Source organism: Pseudactinotalea sp. HY160 (assembly GCF_009372055.1).
In the GTDB taxonomy this organism is placed as follows: Bacteria; Actinomycetota; Actinomycetes; order Actinomycetales; family Beutenbergiaceae; genus HY158.
Window position 1 is genome coordinate 1 of the sequence record NZ_WHMT01000020.1, and the last position, 21,926, is coordinate 21,926.

General features: G+C 74.1%; 21 protein-coding genes. 8 read left to right on the forward strand and 13 right to left on the reverse strand.

From position 1 onward, the window contains the following. Window positions 1-208 precede the first annotated feature (208 nt). Together GCG21_RS13795 and GCG21_RS13800 are read right to left on the reverse strand one after the other, a co-directional pair. A complete protein-coding gene (locus tag GCG21_RS13795; protein ID WP_152910263.1) occupies window positions 209-1,912 on the reverse strand; it encodes a phospho-sugar mutase in 1,704 nt (567 codons plus the stop codon). Between the two features lie 40 nt (window positions 1,913-1,952). Then, a complete protein-coding gene (locus tag GCG21_RS13800; protein WP_152910264.1) occupies window positions 1,953-2,795 on the reverse strand; it encodes a purine-nucleoside phosphorylase in 843 nt (280 codons plus the stop codon). A 199-nt stretch (window positions 2,796-2,994) separates the two neighbouring features. Between GCG21_RS13800 and GCG21_RS13805 the strand changes: the two genes are divergently transcribed. The 5 genes from GCG21_RS13805 (at window position 2,995) to GCG21_RS13825 (ending at window position 7,170) form a co-directional block, all read left to right on the forward strand. Then, complete coding sequence (locus tag GCG21_RS13805) at window positions 2,995-4,362, forward strand: NAD(P)H-quinone dehydrogenase (RefSeq protein WP_370517530.1); 1,368 nt, start codon at window positions 2,995-2,997, stop codon at window positions 4,360-4,362. Between the two features lie 14 nt (window positions 4,363-4,376). Further along, a complete protein-coding gene (locus tag GCG21_RS13810; protein ID WP_152910265.1) occupies window positions 4,377-5,168 on the forward strand; it encodes a TIGR00730 family Rossman fold protein in 792 nt (263 codons plus the stop codon). Further along, window positions 5,165-5,383: a hypothetical protein gene (locus GCG21_RS13815; RefSeq protein WP_152910266.1), complete on the forward strand. Its 219-nt coding sequence runs from the start codon at window positions 5,165-5,167 to the stop codon at window positions 5,381-5,383. Before GCG21_RS13810 ends, GCG21_RS13815 begins: the two co-directional genes overlap by 4 nt. 87 nt (window positions 5,384-5,470) lie before the next feature. Next, window positions 5,471-5,638, forward strand: coding sequence for a DUF3117 domain-containing protein (locus tag GCG21_RS13820; protein ID WP_152910267.1), 168 nt, complete (start codon window positions 5,471-5,473; stop codon window positions 5,636-5,638). Next, window positions 5,638-7,170: a M17 family metallopeptidase gene (locus GCG21_RS13825; protein ID WP_152910268.1), complete on the forward strand. Its 1,533-nt coding sequence runs from the start codon at window positions 5,638-5,640 to the stop codon at window positions 7,168-7,170. Before GCG21_RS13820 ends, GCG21_RS13825 begins: the two co-directional genes overlap by 1 nt. Here the strand turns inward: GCG21_RS13825 and GCG21_RS13830 are convergent. Continuing rightward, complete coding sequence (locus GCG21_RS13830) at window positions 7,164-7,850, reverse strand: O-methyltransferase (RefSeq protein WP_370460124.1); 687 nt, start codon at window positions 7,848-7,850, stop codon at window positions 7,164-7,166. The two genes, GCG21_RS13825 and GCG21_RS13830, sit on opposite strands and share 7 nt — an antisense overlap. Window positions 7,851-7,910: 60 nt before the next feature. On the opposite strand from GCG21_RS13830, the gene GCG21_RS16380 reads away from it, so the two are divergent. After that, the gene (locus tag GCG21_RS16380) at window positions 7,911-8,621 is read left to right on the forward strand and encodes a hypothetical protein (RefSeq protein WP_194165110.1); all 711 of its coding nucleotides are present in this window, start codon (window positions 7,911-7,913) and stop codon (window positions 8,619-8,621) included. Window positions 8,622-8,683: 62 nt separating this feature from the next. Here GCG21_RS16380 and GCG21_RS13840 read toward each other — a convergent pair whose 3' ends face one another. The 8 genes from GCG21_RS13840 to GCG21_RS13875 all read right to left on the reverse strand — a co-directional run bounded on the left by GCG21_RS13840 (window position 8,684) and on the right by GCG21_RS13875 (window position 17,471). Then, complete coding sequence (locus GCG21_RS13840; protein ID WP_152910269.1) at window positions 8,684-9,802, reverse strand: Mrp/NBP35 family ATP-binding protein; 1,119 nt, start codon at window positions 9,800-9,802, stop codon at window positions 8,684-8,686. A 55-nt stretch (window positions 9,803-9,857) separates the two neighbouring features. Further along, window positions 9,858-10,637, reverse strand: a complete 780-nt coding sequence (locus GCG21_RS13845) for a DeoR/GlpR family DNA-binding transcription regulator (RefSeq protein WP_152910270.1) — start codon at window positions 10,635-10,637, stop codon at window positions 9,858-9,860. A 15-nt stretch (window positions 10,638-10,652) separates the two neighbouring features. After that, window positions 10,653-11,498 (reverse strand): class II fructose-bisphosphate aldolase, encoded by an 846-nt coding sequence (locus tag GCG21_RS13850; protein WP_152910271.1) that lies wholly within the window; start codon window positions 11,496-11,498, stop codon window positions 10,653-10,655. A gap of 1 nt (window position 11,499) precedes the next feature. Further along, on the reverse strand, window positions 11,500-12,429 hold the full coding sequence (locus GCG21_RS13855; RefSeq protein ID WP_152910272.1) for a 1-phosphofructokinase family hexose kinase: 930 nt from the start codon (window positions 12,427-12,429) through the stop codon (window positions 11,500-11,502). Beyond that, window positions 12,426-13,430, reverse strand: coding sequence for an ROK family protein (locus GCG21_RS13860; protein WP_227993849.1), 1,005 nt, complete (start codon window positions 13,428-13,430; stop codon window positions 12,426-12,428). The genes GCG21_RS13855 and GCG21_RS13860 overlap by 4 nt, the downstream gene beginning before the upstream one ends. Window positions 13,431-13,437: 7 nt before the next feature. After that, window positions 13,438-14,358 (reverse strand): SIS domain-containing protein, encoded by a 921-nt coding sequence (locus GCG21_RS13865; RefSeq protein ID WP_227993850.1) that lies wholly within the window; start codon window positions 14,356-14,358, stop codon window positions 13,438-13,440. A gap of 99 nt (window positions 14,359-14,457) precedes the next feature. Then, complete coding sequence (locus GCG21_RS13870) at window positions 14,458-15,942, reverse strand: DUF2079 domain-containing protein (RefSeq protein ID WP_152910273.1); 1,485 nt, start codon at window positions 15,940-15,942, stop codon at window positions 14,458-14,460. Continuing rightward, window positions 15,939-17,471: an aminopeptidase P family protein gene (locus tag GCG21_RS13875; RefSeq protein ID WP_152910274.1), complete on the reverse strand. Its 1,533-nt coding sequence runs from the start codon at window positions 17,469-17,471 to the stop codon at window positions 15,939-15,941. Before GCG21_RS13875 ends, GCG21_RS13870 begins: the two co-directional genes overlap by 4 nt. A gap of 59 nt (window positions 17,472-17,530) precedes the next feature. Between GCG21_RS13875 and GCG21_RS13880 the strand changes: the two genes are divergently transcribed. Beyond that, window positions 17,531-18,370, forward strand: a complete 840-nt coding sequence (locus GCG21_RS13880) for a PHP domain-containing protein (protein WP_370517526.1) — start codon at window positions 17,531-17,533, stop codon at window positions 18,368-18,370. Between the two features lie 157 nt (window positions 18,371-18,527). Here the strand turns inward: GCG21_RS13880 and GCG21_RS13885 are convergent, their stop codons facing one another. Next, a complete protein-coding gene (locus GCG21_RS13885; RefSeq protein ID WP_152910275.1) occupies window positions 18,528-20,222 on the reverse strand; it encodes a DEAD/DEAH box helicase in 1,695 nt (564 codons plus the stop codon). A 398-nt stretch (window positions 20,223-20,620) separates the two neighbouring features. Further along, window positions 20,621-20,863 (reverse strand): DUF3107 domain-containing protein, encoded by a 243-nt coding sequence (locus GCG21_RS13890; RefSeq protein ID WP_153878671.1) that lies wholly within the window; start codon window positions 20,861-20,863, stop codon window positions 20,621-20,623. Between the two features lie 137 nt (window positions 20,864-21,000). Between GCG21_RS13890 and GCG21_RS13895 the strand changes: the two genes are divergently transcribed. Then, window positions 21,001-21,876 carry a DUF3152 domain-containing protein gene (locus GCG21_RS13895; protein WP_152910277.1) on the forward strand — a complete coding sequence of 292 codons (876 nt, stop codon included), beginning with the start codon at window positions 21,001-21,003 and terminating at the stop codon, window positions 21,874-21,876. Window positions 21,877-21,926: the final 50 nt, after the last annotated feature.

Sequence of the window (21,926 nt, forward strand, 5' to 3'; positions counted from 1 at the left end):
GGGCCCATCAAGGCCCCTGGGAAGCGCTCTATGTCGCTGCCTGCGGGCCACCCCCAGCCCCGAGGACCTGACCACCGGCCCCCACGGGCACGACCGGAACACAAGTGGAAAAGCCGGGCAGACCGGCGGCCCCGCCATGCCCACACGACCCGACCCGCCAGAACCCGGACCTCACACCATCACCACGACCCGAACGGTGGATCCAGGCTCAGCCGATCCCGGCCGCCGCCGCGATGTCCGTGCTCAACCGTGCCAACCGCTCGGCCGCGCGCTCGCGGACGGGGGCGACCTCACCGGTGACCGGGAGCACCACCTCGAGGTAGCACTTGATCTTCGGCTCGGTTCCCGAGGGGCGCACGACCACCCGGTCGCCCGACTCGGTCAGGTAGACGAGGCCGTCGGTGGGCGGCAGGTCGCCGCCGCCCGCCAGGTCGATGGCCGAGGTCACGGGCGAACCGGCGAGGGTCGCCGGCCCCTGTCCCCGCAGCCGGGTCATCGCCGCCGGAATGTCGGCGAGGTCGGCCATCCGCACCGACAGGGGAGCGGTCGCGTAGAGGCCGTGCCGGCGCGCGAGGTCGTCGAGCAGGTCCGCGAGGGTCCGGCCCGCCCGGGCGGACTCCTCGGCGAGCCGGGCGATCGCGAGGCCGGCGGTGATGCCGTCCTTGTCCCGCACCCGGTCGGGGTCGACGCAGTAGCCGAGCGCCTCCTCGTAGCCGTAGACCAGCCCCGGGGTGCGGCTGATCCACTTGAAGCCGGTGAGGGTGGTGCGATGCTCGAGGCCGTGGTCGGCCGCGATCCGCTCGAGCAGGCGGGAGGAGACGATCGAGTTCGCGAACACCCCCGTCTCGGTGCGGGATCCGAGGTACTCGCCCAGGAGGGCGCCCACCTCGTCACCGGTGAGCTGGCGCCACCCGTCGCCGGCGGGGACGGCGATCGAGACCCGGTCGGCGTCGGGATCGTTCGCGATGATCAGGTCCGCGCCCGCGGCCCGGGCGGTCGCGATGGCCAGGTCGAGGGCGCCGGGCTCCTCCGGGTTCGGGAAGGCCACGGTGGGAAAGTCCGGGTCGGGCTCGGCCTGCTCGGCCACGAGCGTTACGTTCTCGAAGCCGGCCTCCGCGAGCACCCGCGTGGCCACCGCCCCGCCCACCCCGTGCATCGGGGTGAGCACGATCCGCAGCCCGGCCGGGGTCGCCGCGGCGTCCCCGCCGCTCCCGATCGCCGCGGCCACGTAGGCGTCCACGAGCTCCGGGCCGACGATCGAGATGCTCCCGCCGTTCGCGCGGGCTGATTCCTCGCTGCGGTCCACGGCGGCGACCGAGGGCACCGCCGCGATGGCCGCGGCGATCTCGGCGTCCGCGGGCGGAACGATCTGCACCCCGCGCCCGGCCACGTCGCTCGCCCGCCCCCCGAGGTAGACCTTGTAGCCGTTGTCGCGCGGCGGATTGTGCGAGGCGGTGACCATGACCCCCGCATCGGCCTCCAGCTGCCGCACCGCGAACGCGAGCAGCGGCGTCGGACAGGTCGCATCGAACAGCAGCGCCCGCCCGCCCGCCGCCGCGACGATCTCGGCGGTGTCCCGGGCGAACACCGCGGAGCCGTGGCGGGCGTCGAATCCGATGACCACGGTCGGCGCCGCCCCGAGCACGCGCCACAGGTGGGCCGAGAGCCCGGCCGCGGCCCGGATCACGACGGCCCGGTTCATCCGCGCCGGACCGCCCCCGAGCCGCCCGCGCAGGCCGGCCGTGCCGAACTGCAGGAGGCCGGCGAACCGGTCCGCGAGATCCGCCTCGGCGCCCGCGTCGCCCGCCCGGGCACGCGTGAGGACGTCGGTCAGCTCGGCCGCCGTGCCCGGGTCCGGATCGTCGTCGATCCAGGCTCGTACGCGTTCGTGGAGTTCGGTCGGCGTGGGCATGTCTCTCCTTCGGCGTCGTGATGGTCGTGGGCGGGTGGCTTCAGGCGATGGTGCGGACGATCTCGGCCAGCAGCCCGGCGAGCCGGGGTGCCGCGGCCCGGCCGGCGGCCACGACGTCGTCGTGGGCGAGCGGGGTGGGCGAGATCCCGGCGGCGAGGTTCGTCACGAGGGAGAGGCCGAGGATCTCCAGCCCGGCCTCCCGGGCCGCGATCGCCTCGAGCGCGGTGCTCATGCCCACGAGGTCGGCCCCGAGCGTGCGGGCCATCCGCACCTCCGCCGGGGTCTCGTAGTGGGGGCCGCGCATCTGCAGGTACACGCCCTCGGCGAGGGTCGGGTCGATCGCGCGGGCGGCCCGGCGCAGCCGCGACGAGTACAGGTCGGTCAGGTCGACGAACGTCGCCCCCTCGAGCGGGGAGGCCGCCGTGAGGTTGAGGTGGTCGCTGATGAGCACCGGGGTGCCGGGCGCCCACTCGGGGTCGAGGCCGCCGCAGCCGTTGGTCAGCACGACCGTGTGCGCGCCGGCCGCGGCCGCGCACCGCACGCCGTGCGCGACGGCCCGCACCCCGCGGCCCTCGTAGAAGTGGGTGCGGGCGCCGAGCACGAGCGCGTGCCTGGGCGACCCGTCCGCGCCGGCCGCGAAGCGCACGACCCGCAGGGTGCCGCTGTGGCCCGGCACGCCCGAGGCGGCGAAGCCGGGAACCTCGCCGGCCGGCAGCTCGGCGACGGTCTCGCCCAGCACGTCCGCGGCCCCGCCCCAGCCGGAGCCGAGCACGAGCGCGATGTCGACCCGGTCGAGTCCGGCGGCGTCGAGGATCACGCGGGCCGCGTCCTGGGCGAGTCGGCGGGGGGAGGCGGCCTCGTCGGGCTCGGCGGCGGGAGTCATCCACCGAAGATATCGTGAGCATCGGTCGATGCACGGCACAATGGCAGCCGTGACCACTCCGCTCTCCGCCACCGCACCGATCCCCATCACCCCGAATCCACCGGCCACCGCACCGGCCGCCGCACCGGCACCGACGGCCACCCGAACGGCGGAACGCGGGGGGCGGCGCGGGTTCCGCGACCACGCCCGGGTCGCGATCGTGGGCGGGGGACCGGGCGGGTACGAGGCGGCCCTCGTCGCGGCGCAGCTCGGCGCCGAGGTGACCGTGGTCGAGCGGCAGGGGATCGGCGGCTCGGCGGTGCTCACCGACGTCGTCCCCTCGAAGGCGCTCATCGCGACCGCCGAACAGGCGACGATGACCGAGAGCGCGCACGAGCTCGGCCTCGAGGCCGCGTGCGGGCACGAGGGCGAATTGACCGTGGACTTCGCCCGCATGGACTCGCGGGTGCTCACGCTCGCGGCGGCCCAGTCGAGGGACATCCGCACCCGCCTCGAACGCGAGGGGGTCGCGATCGTCGACGCCCACGGCCGCCTCGACGCCAACGGCGAGGTCGTGGCGGACGGGCGGGTGATCGAGGCCGACGTCGTGCTGCTCTCGACCGGGGCCCGGCCCCGCGTGCTGCCCACCGCCGAGCCGGACGGCGAACGGATCCTCACGTGGACCCAGGTGTACGGCCTGACGGAGCTGCCCGAACACCTGATCGTCGTCGGATCGGGGGTCACGGGGGCCGAGTTCGCCGGCGCCTACACGGGACTCGGCGCGAAGGTCACCCTCGTCTCCTCCCGCGACCGGGTGCTCCCCGGGGAGGACCAGGATGCGGCCGAGGTGATCGAGGGGGCGTTCCGTCGCCGCGGAATGACCGTGCTCTCCCGGTCCCGGGCCGCCGCCGTGCGCCGGGTGACTTCGGGGGCCGGCGACGGGGTCGAGGTCGAACTCGCGGACGGCCGGGTCGTGGCCGGATCCCATTGCCTGGTCGCCGTCGGGTCCGTGCCGAACACCGAGGACCTCGGGCTCGACGAGGCCGGGGTGCGCACGACCGAGGCCGGGCACATCGACGTCGACCGGGTCTCCCGCACGACCGCCCGCGGCATCTACGCCGCGGGGGACTGCACCGGCGTGCACGCCCTCGCCTCCGTGGCCGCCATGCAGGGCCGGATCGCGATGTGGCACGCCCTCGGCGACGCGGTGGCGCCCCTCGACCTCGCCCACGCGAGCGCCAACATCTTCACCGCCCCCGAGATCGCCACGGTCGGGATCAGCGAGTCCGACATCACCTCCGGCCGGGTCCGCGGCCAGGTCGCGATGGTGCCCCTCGCCCGCAACCCGCGGGCGAAGATGCAGGGCATCCGCGAGGGGTTCATCAAGCTGTTCGCCCACCGCGCCTCGGGGCTCGTGCTCGGCGGGGTGGTCGTCGCCCCGAGCGCCTCCGAACTCATCTACCCGATCACGCTCGCCGTCACGAACCAGCTGACGGTCGACCAGGTGGCCAGCGCCTTCACCGTCTATCCATCCCTGTCGGGGTCGTTGGCCGAAGCGGCCCGCATCCTGCACGACACCCACGCCTGAACCGAGGACCCTCCATGACGCACGATCCCGCCTACTACCACCAGCGCGGCCCCGTTCGGCTGAGCGGCAAGCTCATCCCCGAGAAGACGACCGACGAACGGCTCCTCGAGCCGGCGGACGAGGAGCCGGACTGGCTCCACTCGGACCCGTGGCGGGTCATGCGCATCCAGGCCGAGTTCATCGAGGGCTTCGGCGCCCTCGCCGACCTCGGCCCGGCGGTGAGCGTCTTCGGCTCGGCCCGGTTCCACGACGGCTCCCCCGAGTACGAGCTCGGCGGTCGGGTGGCCCGCGAACTCGTCGCGGCGGGCTATGCGGTCATCACCGGCGGCGGGCCGGGCGTCATGGAGGCCGCGAACAAGGGCGCGAAGGCCTCGGGCGGCACGTCGGTCGGCCTCGGGATCGAGCTGCCGTTCGAGCAGGGGATGAACCCCTACGTCGACCTGGGAGTGAACTTCCGCTACTTCTTCGCCCGCAAGACGATGTTCGTCAAGTACGCCCAGGGGTTCATCGTGCTCCCCGGCGGCTTCGGCACCCTGGACGAGCTCTTCGAGGCGCTCACCCTCGTGCAGACCGGCAAGGTGCGCCGGTTCCCGATCGTGCTCATGGGCAGCGAGTACTGGGGAGGCCTGCTCGACTGGCTGCGTTCGGCTCCCGGCGGTCGGGGGGCGATCGGGCCGACCGACGTCGACCTCATGCACATGACCGACGATCCGGTCGAGGCCGTGGCCTATATCGCCAACGCCGACGCCGTGCTGCGCGAGCAGCAGGCCGTCGCGCAGCAGCGGGGGGAGCCGGTCGAGGGATGAGCGCCGACGCGTGGGTCATGGCCGCCTTCGCCGTCATGGCGGCGGCCGTCGTCGTCGGCGCGATCGCGGCCGGCCGGGGCCGGGTCGGGCTCTCGCTCGAACCGCCGCCCGCCGAGCGGGCCCCCGCACCCAGCGCCGCGGCAGCGGGAATGCCGCGGAATCCCGGGCCTCGCCCGGCCGAAGAGCAGACCGGGCCCGGCGCTGACATAGAATAGGGACCGTCCCGTGGACACGCGACCGGCAGGAGGCCCCGAGCCGCCGTCCGGTCGGCCACGACCAACTCGACAGACAGGGATGAGCACATGGCGGCCATGAAGCCCCGGACCGGTGACGGACCCCTTGAAGTGACCAAGGAAGGGCGCGGCATCATCATGCGCGTACCGCTTGAAGGTGGAGGGCGACTCGTGGTCGAGCTGAACGCCACGGAGGCATCCGAACTCAGCGAGGCGCTCAGCGCGGTCGCACCCTGATGACGGCGGCTCTGCCGCTGCTGAGTGCGACGGACGCGTTCGGCGCCCTCGACGGCGTCGACGCGCTCGTGCTGCTCGTCGCGCCCGGCGAGGACGCGCCGGAGCTCCTGCCGGGGTCCGGCGCGGGTGCCGATCTCGCGGCCGGTTTCGGCCTCGACCTGGCGGGCACGCTCGCGCGGCTCGAGGTCACGGGCGCGGCCGGGCAGGCGGTCTCACTGCCCCTGCCCGTGATTGCGGACGACGACCGCTGGGCCCAGTTTCCGCCCCTGCTCCTCTTCGCCGGAGTCGGGGACGGCTCCGCCGTCGACGCGCGGCGGGCGGGCGCGGCCATCGCCCGGGCGGCGCGCCCGGGCCAGGTGGTGGCGATCGCCGACCTGGCCGGGCTGACGGACCCGGCGGCCACGGCCCTGGTCGAGGGGCTCGTGCTCGCCTCCTACCGGCACCCGTTCCGCGGCGCGGGCCCGGGCCCGACGGGGCCCGCCGACCAGTTCCGGCTCGTCGGCGTGGACCCGGACGCGCTCGCCGGCGGGCTCTGCTCGGCCGAGGCGACCGTCGTCGCCCGCCGGTGGGCCGCGACGCCGAGCAACGTCAAGAACCCGCAGTGGTTCGCCGAGCAGGCGGTCGACGCGGTCGAGGCCCTCGGGCGGCGCTCCGGGGGGAGTGCCGCCACCACGCGGGTGCGCGTGCACGACGAGCAGTGGATACGCGAGCACGGGCTCGGCGGCCTCGCGGCCGTCGGGAACGGCTCGGCCACGCCGCCGCGGCTCGTCGTGGTCGAATACACCCCCGCCGGCGCCGAGCCGGGCCGGATCGTGCTCGTGGGCAAGGGGATCACCTACGACACCGGCGGCATCAGCATCAAGCCCCGGGCCGCGATGGTCCCGATGAAGACCGACATGGCGGGGGCGGCGGCGGTGCTCGCCGCGGTCCTCGGCGCGGCCGAGGCCGGCGTGGCCACCTCGGTCGTGGGCGTGCTGCCCATGGCCGAGAACGCGTTCTCCGGCGGCTCCTACCGCCCCGGTGACATCGTGACGATCGCCGACGGCACCACGGTCGAGATCGGGAACACCGACGCCGAGGGCCGGATGGTGCTCGCCGACGGCATGGCCTGGGCGCGCGCACACTACGAGCCCGAGGCGATGATCGACGTCGCCACCCTCACGGGGGCGGCGAGCCTCGGCCTCGGCAAGGAGCACGGCGCCCTGTACGCCACCGCCGACCGACTCGCGCACGGCCTCGAGAGCGCGGGCGAGCAGACGGGCGAGGCGCTGTGGCGCATGCCGCTCGTGGACGACTACGCCGCCGCGCTCACCTCCCCGGTGGCCGACCTGAGCCACATCAGCCGGGACCGGCACGTGGGCGGCGGCTCGATCACGGCCGCCCTGTTCCTACGCCACTTCGCCGGGGACGTGCCCTGGGCGCACCTCGACATCGCCGGCCCGGGGCGGGCGGCGCGAACCACGGGCATCCTCACCGAGGGCGCGACCGGATTCGGCGCGCGCACCCTGCTGCGGTTCCTGCGCGACTACTGACGCACGGCGGTCAGGAGGCCCCCGCCGACCGGGAGGAGTCCCGTGACGAGGCGCTCGTCCGCACGGAACTGCCTGCCGAGTTCGCGCATGGCCACGGTCGACTCGTCTCGGCGGGCCGGGTCGGCGACCCGATCGTGCCAGAGGGCGTTGACCACGGCGATCGCCCCGCCGGGGCGGAGCATCCGCAGGCCCTGCTCGCAATAGTCGCCCGCGCGGTCGGGGTCGCAGTCGATGACCACGAGATCGTAGGCGGCGTCGGCGAGCCGGGGGAGCACCTCGAGCGCCCGCCCGGAGATCGTGCGGGTTCGGGTGGACTTGACGCCCGCGGCGGCGAACGCCTCCTTCGCGGCGCGCTGATGCTCCATCTCGGCGTCGATCGTGGTGAGGACGCCCTCGGGATTCATGCCTCCGAGGAGCCACAGCCCCGAGACGCCGGTGCCCGTGCCGACCTCGGCCACGGCCCGGGCGTCGAGGAGGGCGGCGATGAGTCGCAGCGTCGCACCCGTGCCCGCGGAGACCGGGTCGAGGCCGAATTCGGCGGACCGGGCGTGCGCCGCGGCGAGCGCGTCGGAATCCTCGAGCGCGAACTCCTCGGTGTAGGCCCAACTCTGGATCTTGTCGGCAGCGATGGTAGGCCTCCCGTGTCGTGGCTGAGCCGTCAGGGGCGATGGTAGCGCCACCGGGGCCCCCGGCGGTGGCAGCGCGCCCGAGCCGGGCACGCATCGCTTAGACTGACGCGCATGAACATCAGCGGTGACGAGATTCTCATCCTCCTCGTCCTAGCCGTTGTCGTCATCGGACCGGAACGGCTTCCCCACTACGCCGAGCAGCTGGCACGGCTGGTGAAGAACCTCAAGAACATGGCCACGGGCGCGACCTCCGCGCTCCGGGAGGAGCTCGGCGACGACATCGCCGACCTCGACTTCTCCAAATTCGATCCGCGCCAGTACGACCCCCGCCGGATCGTCCGCGACGCGCTCCTGGACGACGTGCTGCCGTCGAGCAAGAGCGCCGACGCGCAGCCCGACCCCGAGGCCGAGAAGCGGCGCGCGGCCCGGGCCGCGGCCGCCCAGCACGTGGCGGCGACGGAGGCCGCTCGGGCCGCGGGTACCGGGGCCGCCGGAGCCGCCGTGGCTGCCGGAGCCGCCGGAGCCGCCGCGGTGACCGGCCCGGGGACGCATGCGGACGCAGGCGAGGCCGCTGCGGCATCGGCACCGTCCGCGCCGCTCCCGCCGCCCGAGCCGGCCGTGGGCGCGGCCCCGGGAGGCTCCGCTGTCGCAGCGGGGGGCGCCGCAGTGGAGACGGCCCCGGCGGGCGGCGGGGTCGCGACGGCGCTCCTCGCCGAGCCCGCGGAGCCCACGGCGCCCACGGTGCCCGCGGTGCCCGCTGAGCCGGCCGGCCTCGACCTGAGCGACCTCCCGCCCGCGCCGTTCGACTCCGAGGCGACCTGACTGCAGGCGACCCGACTGTGCAGGCGACCTGACTGCAGGCGACCCGACTACAGGCGACCCGGCTACAGGGGCGTGACGGCGAGATTGCGGCCGGCGAGTCCGCGGGCCCGGTGGGTGAGGCTGCGGGAGATCTCGGTGAGGATGTCGCCGGCGGTCGATCCGCTCGTGACCACGGGCACGCCGGAGTCGCTGCCCTCGCGGAGGGCCACCTCGAGGGGGACCTGCCCGAGGAGGGGCACGTCGGTCTCGAGGATCTCCGAGAGCCGGTCGGCGACGCGCTGCCCGCCGCCGGAGCCGAAGACCTCGAGCCGGGAGCCGTCGGGCTGCTCGAGCCACGACATGTTCTCGATGACCCCGGCAATGCGCTGCTGGGTCTGGCGGGCCATGATCCCGGCCCGTTCGGCGACCTCGGCGGCCGTGAGCTGGGGAGTGGTCACGATGAGCAGCTCCGCGCCGGGCAGCATCTGCGCCACCGAGATGGCGATGTCGCCGGTGCCGGGCGGAAGGTCGAGCAGGAGCACGTCGAGGTCGCCCCAGAAGACGTCCGCGAGGAACTGCTGGAGCGCGCGGTGGAGCATGGGGCCGCGCCACACGACCGGGCGGCCGGGCTGGGTGAACATCCCGATCGAGATGACCTTGATGTCGCCCGCGAGCGGCGGCAGGATCATGTCGTCGACCTTCGTCGGGGACATCGTGACGCCGAGCATCCGGGGGATGGAGAAGCCGTAGACGTCGGCGTCGAGCACCCCGACCTTGAGACCGTCGGCCGCCATGGCCGCCGCGAGGTTCGCCGTGACCGAGGACTTGCCCACACCCCCCTTGCCGGAGGCGACGGCGAGCACGCGGGTGAGGTTGCCCGGCTCGTTGAACGGGATGACCGGCTCGGCGACCCCGCCGCGCAGCTTCGTGCGCAGGTCGGTGCGCTCCTCGGGGGTCATGACCGTCATCTCGACGTGGACCTCGGTCGCGCCCGCGCCGAGGGCCGCGTTCGTGACGTCGCGCGTGATCGTGTCGCGCAGCGGGCAGCCCGCCGTGGTCAGGGCGATCGTGATGCGAGCGGCGCCGGTCGGGGAGAGCTCGACGCCGCGCACCATGTCGAGTTCGGTGATGGGTCGGCGGATCTCGGGGTCGAGGACCCCCTCGAGCGCACTGCGGATGGTCTCGACGGTCACGCTGGTCATGGCGCCAGTCTAGGGCGGGCCCGCGGCCTCGTCCGTGGCCCACATCACGACTCCCTCAGGGATGGACGATCCGCACCTCGAGCCCCCGCTCCCGGAGGGCGTCGCGCTCGGCATCGGCGATGCCGTCGTCGGTGATGAGGCCGCGGAAGTCGCTCAGCGGACCGACGGCCGCGAAGGCCTGGTTGCCGAGCTTGGAGGAGTCGGCGACCATCCACGCCTCGCCGGCCCGGCCCGCCAGGAGCGCGTTGACCCGCGCCTCCTTCTCGTCGTGCACGAACGGGCCGTCCTTGAGGTCGAGGGCGTTGATGCCGACGAAGGCGATGTCGAGCCGGATCTGCCGCAGGATCGGTTCGGCGAGGGGCCCGGCGAGCTCGTAGGAGCGCGGGTTCACCGCCCCGCCGACCATGACGACCTTGATGTGCGGGCGCAGCACGAGCTGGGCGGCGATGTTGATCGCGTTCGTCACGACGGTTGGGCGGGCGTCCTCGAGATCGCTGCGCCGGCTCAGCTGGGTGGCGATGGCCGTGCACGTCGTGCCGCCGGTCAGGCCGATCCGGGCCCCCGGCCGGACGAGCTCCGAGGCCGCGATCGCGATCGCCGTCTTCGCCTCGGCGGCCTGCCCGCGCTTGTAGCGCAGCGGCAGGTCGTAGGCGACGGACTGCGCGCTCGCCCCGCCGTGGGTGCGGTTGAGGAGCTGCCGATCGGCGAGCACGTCGAGATCCCGGCGGGCCGTGGCGGGGGAGACGCCGAAGGTGTCGACGAGGTCGCCGACCCCGAGGCTTCCGCTCTCGCCCAGCAGGTCGAGGATCGCAATGAGACGATCTTCTCGATTCATCTATTCAGCTCCAATTCAAGCCGTGGTCACCATGGTCAGCACATCGACGAGCCGGGCCACCTCGTCCGCAAGGCGGTCCCGCCCGGCGCCCAGGTACTTGCGGGAATCGACCAGGTCGGGCTGCGCCCCGAGCCGTTCCCGAACCCCGGCGGTGAACATCTTGTTCAACTGCGTGGAAATGTTCACTTTGACCATACCGGACCGGATACCCGCCTGGATCGACGCGTCCGGCACCCCCGAGGACCCGTGGAGCACGAGCGGCACCGGAACGGCCGCGGCGATGGCCGCGATGAGGTCGGTGTCGAGTTCCGCCGTGCGTTCGAGCATGGCGTGGGAGCTGCCGACGGCGACGGCGAGGGCGTCGACACCCGTGTCGGCCGCGAACCGGGCCGCCTCGGCGGGGTCCGTGCGTACGCCGGGCGCGTGGGCGCCGTCCTTGCCCCCGATCTCGCCGAGTTCCGCCTCGACGATCGCCCCGACCGCGTGCGCGGCCGAGACCGCGGTGACCGTGCGGGCGACGTTCTCGGGGTAGTCGAGCGTGGCGCCGTCGTACATGACCGAGGAGAAGCCGAGGTCGAGGGCCTCGCGCACGAGGTCGAGATCCTCCGCGTGGTCGAGGTGGAGGGAGAGCGGGGCGCTCGAGGACTCGGCGACCGCGCGGCTCGCCGCGGCCAGGGGGGCGAGGCCGCCGTGGTAGCGCACGCAGTTCTGGGAGATCTGCAGCACGACGCCCGTCCCGGTGCGCTCGGCGCCGGCCGCGATCGCCTCGACGGTCTCCAGGTGCAGCACGTTGAACGCGGGCAGGCCCTGCCCCCGGTTCCGGGCGCGGGTGAACAACTCGGCGGTGGTGACGAGGGGCATGTCAGAACTCCGTGATAGAGATACCGGGCAGGAGGGGGGTGGGGTCGGTGATGCTCCCCGCGAGCGGGGCGAGGACCGCGGCGCCGGACCAGGCGACCGCCTGGCGCAGGAGCTCGTCGAGGCCGGTGGTGAGCGCGTCCGGGTCGGCCGCGATCGCGGCGGCGGTGGCGGCGACGGCCGCGTCCCCGGCGCCGGTCGTATTGCCGCGCAGGCGGCGTCCGGGGCGGGCGTGCAGGCAGGGTCCGTCGTCGCGGACCGCGGCGAGACCGTCGGGTCCCATCGACAGGAGCACGAGCCCGCCCGATCGGGCCGCGAGCCGCCGGGCCGCGACGATCGGGTCCGTGCCCCCGAGGGCGGCGAGGATCTCCTCGTCGTTCGGCTTGAGCACGTCGGCCCCGGCGTCGGCGGCGGCGAGCAGATGGGGGCCCGAGGTGTCGACGATCGCGGTCGCCCCGGCGGCGTGGGCGGCCTCGACGAGGCCCGGGAACAGGTCGAGCGGCGTGTGCGGCGGCGTGGAGCCGGAGCAGACGAGCACGACCCCCGGGCCGGCCGGCGCGCCCAGTTCGGCGGCGACCGCCCCGGACAGCGCGGCCCACTCGGCCGGGCTCAGCGGCGAGCCGGACTCGTTGATGTTCGTCGTGTCCTCGCCCACGAGGGCGAGGGTGGTGCGGGTGTCGGCGGCGACCTCGACGAGGTGGTGGCGCAGACCGGCCGCGTCCAGGTCGGTCCGGAACCGCACGCCCGGTCCACCGCCCGCGGGCGCGATGACACAGGTGGTCCGGCCCTGCTCGTGCAGCACGCGGGCGACGTTGACGCCCTTGCCGCCCGCGCGCACCTGCGGCGGGTCGACCCGGTGCGAGGAGCCGAGCCGGAAGGTCGGCACGGAGTACGTGACGTCGAGGGCCGGATTGGCGGTGAAGGTGAGGATCATGCGGCGTCCCCGGTGAGGGCGCCGGCTCCGATGAGGGCCGAGCCGAGGAGTCCGGCGTCGGGTCCGGTCGTGGCGGCGACGATCGGCGGCACGGGATGGACCGTGAACGTGCGTTCGGCCTCGCGGCGCAGCGGGGTGAAGAGGTCGTCGCCGGCGCGCATGAGGCCGCCGCCGATGACGACGATCTCGGGGGCGAGCAGCGCCGAGAGCTGTCGCAGGCCGGCGGCGAGTGCCCGGATCCCCTCCTGCCAGATGCGGGCGGCGGTCTCGTCGCCGGCCGCGCGGGCGGCGAGCACCTCCCTCGCCCCGGCGGCGGGGCGGCCGCTCACCTCGGTGTAGCGGCGGGCGAGGGCGGCGGCCGAGGCGATCGCCTCGAGGCAGCCACGGGCGCCGCACGGGCAGAGCGGACCGCTCGGATCGACGACCGTGTGCCCGAGCTCGCCCGCATAGCCGCGGGCGCGGTGCGGGCGGCCGTCGACGATGAGGCCGGCGGCGATGCCCGTGCCGATCGCCACGACCGCGGCGTCGGCGATGCCGGCGGCGGCCCCGAAGGTGGTCTCGGCGATCGCCGCCGCGGTGACGTCGTGGTTGAATCCGACCGGCAGGTCGGTGGCGGCCGCGAGGAGCTCGCCGAACGGGGCGTCGCGCCAGCCGAGGTTCGCCGAGTAGACGCCGACGCCGCGGACGTCGTCGACGAGGCCCGGCACGACGACCCCGAGCGCGACCGCCCCCGGCATCGCGGCGGCGAGCTGCGTCGTCCGATCGACGACGGCGGCGGCCGGACGGGCGGGATCGCGCGGGGTCGGGGTGGTCGAGCGGTGGCTGATGGAGCCGTCCGGGTGCACGAGGCCCGCCTTGATGTCGGTGCCGCCGACGTCGAAGGCCGCGACCGGTCCGGGCAACGTGAATCCGCCGGTGCGGGCGGCGACCGGCGGCGGGGTCACGTCACCGGCCGCCCCGGTCGGGGTGGCGGCGGCCGGTGAGTGCGCGGGGGCGGGCAAGGCGGTCTCAGCCGTCCAGGACCACGGACCGGGTGAGGCCGCGGGGGTGGTCGGGGTCGAGGCCGGCGGCCCGGGCACGGGCCAGCGCCACCCGCTGGGCGATGACGAGATCGGCGAGCGGGTCGAGTTCGGCATGCTCGACGAAGGTGGCTCCGGTGGCGCTCACCTGGGCGGCGAGACCCTCGGGGGCGGCGCCGAAGCTCCAGGTGACCCGGCCGGGGGCGGCGATGGCGATGGGGCCGTGCCGGTAGTCCATGGCGGGGTAGGACTCGGTCCAGGACTGGGAGGCCTCGCGGTTCTTCAGCGCCGCCTCGTGGGCGAGCCCGATGGTCCAGCCCAGGCCCACGAAGGTGGTCTGCTCGGCGGTGACGGCCGCCTCGGGCAGCGGGGCGGTCGTGGCGGTGCGGGCGTCCGCGATCGCCGCGCCGAGGTCCTCCCCGAGGGAGGCGCGCAGCAGGGTCAGCGCGGTCGTCGCGAACCGCGTCTGCACCACGGAGGTCTCGTCCGCGAACGGCGTCTCGATGACCCGGTCGGCGGCGCGCCCGATCGGGGTGTCGGCCGCGCCGACGATCGCCAGCACGGGGATACGGCCGGCGATGGCGGACATCGCGGTGATGATCTCGGAGGTGGTGCCGGAGCGCGAGATCGCGACGACGAGGTCGTAGTCGCGCTCGAGCAGCGGCTCGGAGCCGACGAAGGCGTCGGTCTCCCCGAGGCCGGCGCGCTCGCGCAGCGCGGCGTAACTCTGGGCCATGAACCAGGAGGTGCCGCAGCCGATCGCGGCGACGCGCTGTCCGGCGGTGGGGAAGAGGTCGGCATGGTCGGAGGCGAGTTCCACGGCCCGGGCCCAGGTGTCGGGCTGGCTCATCAGCTCGGCCTCCATGTGGGCGCCGCTGACCGTCGTTGTCGTGTCTGGAGTCTGAGTCATGGCACCCATGATTGTAGATGACACATAAGAATGTCTAGTGAGCACAAACCTGCATGGGGTCGGTGGGCATGGAACCGGCCCTTCTCGGGGCGGCCGCGATCACCCGTCGCGCTCCGCGACGAGGAAGCCGTCCCGGTCGTAGATCTGGGTGAACGTCGACCCGTCGAACCGATCCTCGCCCCATTCCGCGGCATCCCGGGGAGGCTCGCCGCCCCAGACGCCCGAATGGCGGTCGAGCACGATCAGGTCGGGTACGGGGTTGTCGTGACCGAGCCAGTAGACGCGGGCCGTCGGCACGAGGTAGGCCATGAGTGTGATGTCGGTCACGACACGGTCGCCGGGAGTCACGGTGGCCAGGGCGCCGCGGGCGCCGGCGGCGGTCGGGCTCGGTCGGTAGAACTCCGGCTCGACCAGTCGCGACCACGGGAACTGGGAACTCGCCACGATCGCGAAGAGCAGGACCCCGGTCGCGACCTCCCGCACCCGCACGGGGGCGCGCAGCGCGAGGAACCTCCCGCCCGGGCCGGTGGCGGGGACCGGTGCCCCGCCCGCCCGCCTCCTCGCCTCGGTGCGCTCGGCGAGCCGGTGCAGTCCGTCGACGAGGGCGACCATCGCGATGATCATGAGCGGGGCGGAATAGTGCCAATCGGTTCCCCAGTGGTAGGGGACGTCCGAGGTGAGCCGCCACGCGAACGTCGGCACCGCGACGAGGATGATCGGCGAGCGCAGTGCGAGGAAGGCCGTGATCGCCAGCGACAGCGTGACCATCCCCGCCTTCGTGCCGGCGCCGTCCGTCAACCCGGCCAGCGTGGCCGCCGGGTCGCTCAGCAGCCGCGAGAGGACGGAATCCTCGGCATAGGCCCAGACCCCGTCGGGGTTGAGCGCGGGCAGCACGACCGAGGTGACGAGCACGAAGGCGGCGACACCGCCGGCGGCCAGCGCCGCCCCGAGCCGGCGACCCCCCTGGAGGGCGATGACCACCCCGATGGCGGCCACCGTGAGCCCCAGGTCCTCCTTGACCCCGAGCAGCGGCAGCGCCCACAGGGCGGCCGCCCGGTGCCGCCGGAGCACGAGGGCCGTGAGGGAGGCGGCGAGGAGCGGCATCGCGAGGGCGACCTCGTGGAATTGGCTCGCGACCGCCGTCTGCAGGCCCCACGACGCGCCGTAGGCGAGACCGATCGCGATCCCGGACCAGCGACCGAGCAGTCGCACGCCGAGCCACGTGAGGATCCCGGCCGAGATCCCGAGCAGCACGTTCTGGGCGACGAGCAGCGTGAAGCCCGACGGGAACATCCGGTAGAACGGCGCGAGCACGACGAGCAGCGGGTGGAAGTGATCGCCCAGCAGGAAATAGCCCTCGCCCTTGATGGGCACGATCGGGGCCTCGAGGCGCGAATAGTCCTGGATCAGCTGCGTGAAGATGCCCAGATCCCAGCTCGGGGAGTCGAAGCGGGCCCACTGCCGCCACGACCACACCGTGTGGATCGCGGCGATGAGCGCACCGACGGACCAGGCGGGCCACGTCGTTCGAACCGCCGCCCGCGCCCGCACGAGGGCCGCCGGGTGCGCCGGGGGCGCGCTCACCCGCGCCGGAGCGAGGCCATCCACGCCTCGACGTCGTCGGGCCGGCGCGGCAGCGCTCCGCTCAGGTTGACCACGCCGTCGCCGGTCACGAGCACGTCGTCCTCGATCCGGACGCCGATCCCGCGGTACTCGGCCGGGATCGCCCGGTCGTCCTCCTTGAAGTACAGGCCCGGCTCGATCGTGAACACCATGCCCGGGGCGAGCTCCGCGTCGAGGTACATCTCCCGGCGGGCCTGGGCACAGTCGTGCACGTCGAGGCCCAGGTGGTGGCTCGTGCCGTGCGGCATCCAGCGCCGATGCTGCTGGCCGCGCGGCGCGAGGGCCGCCTCGGCGCCGACCGGCAGCAGCCCCCACTCCTCGAGCCGGGCGGCGAGCACGCCCATCGCGGTCGAGTGGATCTCGCGGAACCTCACCCCGGGGCGGGCGACGGCGAACGCGGCGTCGGCCGCATCGAGCACCGCCTGGTAGACGCGGCGCTGCACGCCGGAGAACTCCCCGCTCACCGGGAGCGTGCGGGTGATGTCGGCGGTGTAGAGCGAGTCCGCCTCGACGCCGGCGTCGACGAGCACGAGCTCGCCCGCGCGCACCGGGCCGTCGTTGCGGATCCAGTGGAGGGTGGTGGCGTTGTTGCCCGCCGCCGCGATCGTCTCGTAGCCCGTGCCGTTGCCCTCCGCCCGCGCGACGGCGGCGAAGGCGCCCTCGATCACCCGTTCGCCGCGCGGGTGCCCGGCGGCACGGGGCAGCGCCCGCACGATCTGTTCGAAGCCCGCGACCGAGGCCGCCACCGCGGCCCGCAGCTGCCCGATCTCCCACTCGTCCTTGGTCAGACGCAGCTCCGAGAGCGACTCGGCCAGGACGGCGTCCGCGCCGTGCTCGCTGTCGGAGGTCACGCCGTTCTGCACGCGGATGCGTTCGACGAGCGCGCTCACCGCCTCGTCCGCCCCGGGGACGACGCGGACGGTCACCTCGCCGGCGTCCTTTCCGACGGCGTCGGCGAGCTCGTCGATGTGCCGGCACGGCAGGCCCAGGCGGGTCTCGAGCTCCGCCAACGTCGGGCGGGCGCCCACCCAGAACTCCCCGTAGCGGGCATCGGCCCAGAACTCCTCGCTCTCCCGGGAGGCGAGGGGGCGGAAGTACAGCACCGCCTCGTGTTCCGTGGCCGGCTCGCCCGCCTCGGCCGGCTGGGGATGGAGCACGAGCACGGCGTCGGGCTCCTCGTCCGTGCCCAGCCCGGTCATGTGCGCGAACGCGGAATGCGGCCGGAAGCGGTAGTCCGTGTCGTTCGAGCGCACCTTGAGCCCACCCGCCGGGAGCACGAGCCGCTCGCCGGGGAACTGCTCGGACAGGCGGCGCCGGCGCGCGGCGGCGTAGGCCGCGACCTCGTCCGGGCCCGCGGCTGTGCTCACCGTGCTCGCCGGCGGCGCCCAGTCGGCCGCGATGAACTCCCGGAACGCCGCCGATTCGGGGCGCTGGGAGCGGTTGCCACCGCGATCGGCCGACGGATCGTCCTCGCTGTGTTCGCCAGACATGCCCCCATCGTCTCATCCCGAGCGCCACGCCGGGCGAACCGGTGCCCTACCCTGACGGAGTGATCGACCTGCATACCCACACGCGCGCCTCGGACGGCACCGAGAGCCCGGCCGAGCTCATGGCGGCGGCCGCGCGGGCGGGGCTGACGGTGGTGGGGCTGACCGATCACGACACGACCGCGGGGTGGGCCGAGGCCGAGGCCGCCGTGCCCGGCTCCGGGGTGAGCCTCGTGCGGGGGACCGAGATCTCCTGCACCGCCGGGGGCATCAGCGTGCACCTGCTCTCCTACCTCCACGACCCGGCCGACCCGGCGCTCGCGGGCGTCTTCGCCGACTCCCGCAGCCATCGGGCCACCCGCGCCGCGGACATGGTCGCCCGACTCGGCCGGGACCTGCCGATCTCCTGGGACGACGTGCTCGCCGAGGCCGCGCCGGGGGCGACGATCGGGCGGCCCCACATAGCGGACGCACTCGTGCGACTGGGCATCGTGCCCGATCGTACCGCGGCGTTCGCGGGGCTGCTCAGCCCCCACAGCCCCTACTACGTGCGCTACACGGCGCCCGAGGCCGTCGCCGCCGTCGCCGCGGTGCGGGCGGCGGGCGGGGTGCCGGTCATGGCCCACCCGCGCGCCAGCGGCCGCGGGCGGGTGGTGAGCGACGCCGTCATCGCGCGGATGGTCGAGGCCGGGCTCGCCGGACTCGAGGTGGACCACCGCGACCACACTCCCGCCGAGCGGGCCGAACTCGTGGCCCTCGCGGGTCGCCACGGCCTGCTGCGGACCGGATCGAGCGACTACCACGGGGCGGGCAAACCGAACCGGCTCGGTGAGAACACCACCTCGCCGGAGGTCCTCGCCGCGATCACGGCCCAGGGGCGTCTCGGCGTGGTGCACCCGTGAGCGAGTGGTTCGACGCGACCCTCGCCTGAGCGGGTCCCGGACCGAGCACGGCCCGGAACGAGCGACGCCCGGAGCGCCGCATGGGCGCCCCGGGCGGGGACCGGTGTGATCCGGTGTGCTTCGGTGTGGTTGCGGGGAACCCGCGGAGGAGTGGGTCTCAGCTGCCCGAGTCGGCGACGGGCTTGCCGCCGCGTGTGCGACGACGGCGCCGGGAGCGGCCCTGGCCCTCGCCGGGGGCCTGCCGGCGCTGGGCTTGACCGCCCTGACCACCCTGACCACCCTGACCACCCTGACCACCCTGGCGACCCGACTGACCACCCTGGTGACCCGACTGGCCGCCCTGGCGACCGGAGCGGCCGCCCTGACGGCCGGACTGCCCGCCTCGGTCCTGGCGTCCCCGGCCGCCGGCGCCCTTCGCCCCGCCGCCGGTCTCGCCCAGATCCTCGAGGACCTCGGCCTCGAGCCCGGCGCGGGTGCGGGCCTGCCGCGGGAGCCGGCCCTTCGTGCCCTCCGGGATCGACAGGTCGGTGTACAGGTGGGGTGAGGACGAGTAGGTCTCGACCGGCTCGCCCTTGTTCAGGCCGATGGCCTTGTCGATGAGGGTCCAGCGAGGCACGTCGTCCCAGTCGACGAACGTGACCGCGGTGCCCGTGTTGCCGGCGCGGGCGGTCCGCCCGATCCGGTGCAGGTAGGTCTTGTCGTCCTCGGGGCACTGGAAGTTGACGACGTGGGTGACGTCGTCGACGTCGATGCCGCGGGCCGCGACGTCGGTGGCCACGAGCACGTCCACCTTGCCGTGGCGGAACGCGCGCAGCGCCTGCTCGCGGGCTCCCTGGCCCAGATCGCCGTGCAGCGGTGCCGCCGCGAAGCCGCGGTCGACGAGTTCGTCCGCGACCTTGGCCGCGGTGCGCTTGGTGCGGGTGAACACGATCGTCAGACCCCGGCCCTCGGCCTGGAGGATGCGCGAGAGCATCTCGGTCTTGTCCATCGCGTGGGCGCGGTAGACGAACTGGCTCACCAGGTCGACGGCCGCCCCGGAGCCCTCGGGATCCTGGGCGCGGATGTGCGTGGGCCGGGTCATGTAGCGCCGGGCCATCGCGATGACCGCCCCGGGCATCGTGGCGGAGAACAGCATCGTGTGCCGGTTCGCCGGGGTGCGCGAGAGCAGGGTCTCCACGTCCGGCAGGAAGCCGAGGTCGAGCATCTCGTCGGCCTCGTCGAGCACGAGCACCTGCACCTGATTGAGCACGAGGTAACGCTGCTTGAGCAGGTCGATCATCCGGCCGGGAGTGCCGACGACGACCTCGACCCCGCGGGTGAGCGCCTCGATCTGCGGCTCGTAGGAACGACCGCCGTAGACCTGTGCGACGCGCACGGGCCGCTTGCGGGCGGCGGTGACGAGGTCGCCGGCGACCTGGACCGCGAGCTCGCGGGTCGGCACGATGATGAGCGCCTGCGGCTTGCCGGCGTCCGGCAGGTCGTCCCAGCCCTCCTCGCCGGGGCCGACGACCCGCTCGAGCAGCGGGATGCCGAAGCCGAGGGTCTTGCCGGTGCCGGTCTTGGCCTGGCCGATGATGTCGTGGCCGGCGAGCGCCACCGGCAGGGTGAGCGCCTGGATCGGGAAGGGGTGGGTGATGCCCACCTCGGAGAGCGCCGTGACGATCGGCTCGCTCACGCCGAAGTCGGCGAACGACCGCTCGGGCAGGTCGCCGTCCTGGCTGATCTCGACGGCGTCGGAATCGGTCGTGACGTCGACGGACTCGGTCACGGCGGCCTCGTCGAGGCGCGCGAGGATGTCATCGGCGACGGTGGTGGTGGCAGGCTCGCTCGCCTGCAGATCGGTATCGGTCATAGTCCCTCGGAACGCTGGGACGCGCCCGGTCGGACGCGTGCTGCTGCCGGCAGCCGATCGCGAGATTTCCTGCCGGCTCCTGCTCCGCGGAATTCTCCGTGTGCTCCGTGTGCTTCATGTGCTCCAGGAGCGAGCGAAGAATCGAGAAGGGAACCGAGCTCTCCGCGCCGTCCGGACGGGACCGGGGGAGGCGGGAGTTCATAGTGGCGACGTGTTCGACCGTTGCGACCGGGCAACCCGTACGGGTCCACTGTAGCGCGGGCGCACCGAAATAGCCCGGACGGCGGGTAAGTGTGGCCCGGCCCACCGCCACCGGTGCGGCGTGACCCGGGCGGTCTGTCTGGCCGGGTGTCGCCCGGATGCGGCCCGGATTCGGCCCGGATGCGGGCTGGACGGCCTCAGGCGCTGAAGCCGATGAACCGCTGCTCGTCGACCCCGACGTGCACGTACGCGAGGGAGCGCGCCGGAACGATGATGCGGTTCCCCTTCGCGTCGGTGAGGTCGAGCACACCGTCCTCCGTGGCGACCGCCTCGCTCACCTGCGCCGCGACGGCCGCCGGGTCGGTGGCGCCGCCGGTCGAGTCGTCGAGTTCGACGTTGAGCTCCCGGGCGACGTTCTGCACTCCGATAGTGATCCGCACGCTCTCCACCTTCATCGCTTCCTGGCCGGCAGGAATGGCTGCCTCGGCTCCTTCGAATCCGTGCGCCGCTCGGCGCACGAGTCCCCATCGTAGGCCCGCGGCGGTGCTGCCCCCGAACTGATGGCACGATGGAAGTCATGCCGACTCGACGGACCCCCCGCACGATCCTCGTGGTCGCCCTCGCGGTCGTCCTCGCGGTGGTGCTCGCGTGGTTCGCGTTCGGGCGTGATTCCGACACCGACACGGGCGATACTGCCGATACTGCCGACACGGCCGGCACGTCCGACACTGCCGGCACGGCGGCCGAGCCCACGGCGACCTCCGAGCCCACCGGAACGCCCGAGCCCACCGGTACGCCCGAGCCGACCCGCTCGCCCACGGCACGGGCGAGCGCGGGCGAGCGGACGCCGTCCCCAAGCCCGACGACGCCCCCGCCGCCGACCCCGGACGAGCTCGCGGGAGTGCTCACCCACGACGTGCCGGACCGGCTCGACGGCGAGCTCGTCGTGCTTCCGGGCAGTGAGCCCGCGCCGCACCCGGACCGGGAGGTGCGCACCGTGCGCATCGAGATGGAGTGGGGCCTGCCGATGCTCCTGTCCGACTTCGGCGACTTCGTCATGGACACGCTCAATGACGACCGTTCCTGGGGTGGGGACGGCTCGCTCAGCTTCGCCCGCACCGACGGCGAGGACCCCGACCTGCGGGTGCTCGTGGCGAGTCCGGGGACCGTCGACGACCTGTGCGCCCCACTCGCCACGAACAGCCTGTACTCGTGCGGCCGCTACGGGCACGCCGCGCTCAACGCGCAGCGGTGGATCGACGGGGCCGAGCCCTTCGCCGACGGTGGCGGTTCGATCACCGAGTACCGCCGGTACCTGGTCAACCACGAGGTCGGGCACCTGCTCGGCCACCAGCACCGCACCTGCCCCGCCGCCGGGGTCCTCGCGCCGGTCATGGTGCAGCAGACCATCACCCTGGGAGGCTGCGAGCCGAACGGCTGGCCCCGCCCGTGAGCCGCCCGTGAGCCATAGCGACGGTGCTGCCGTGCCGTCGAGCCCGTGTC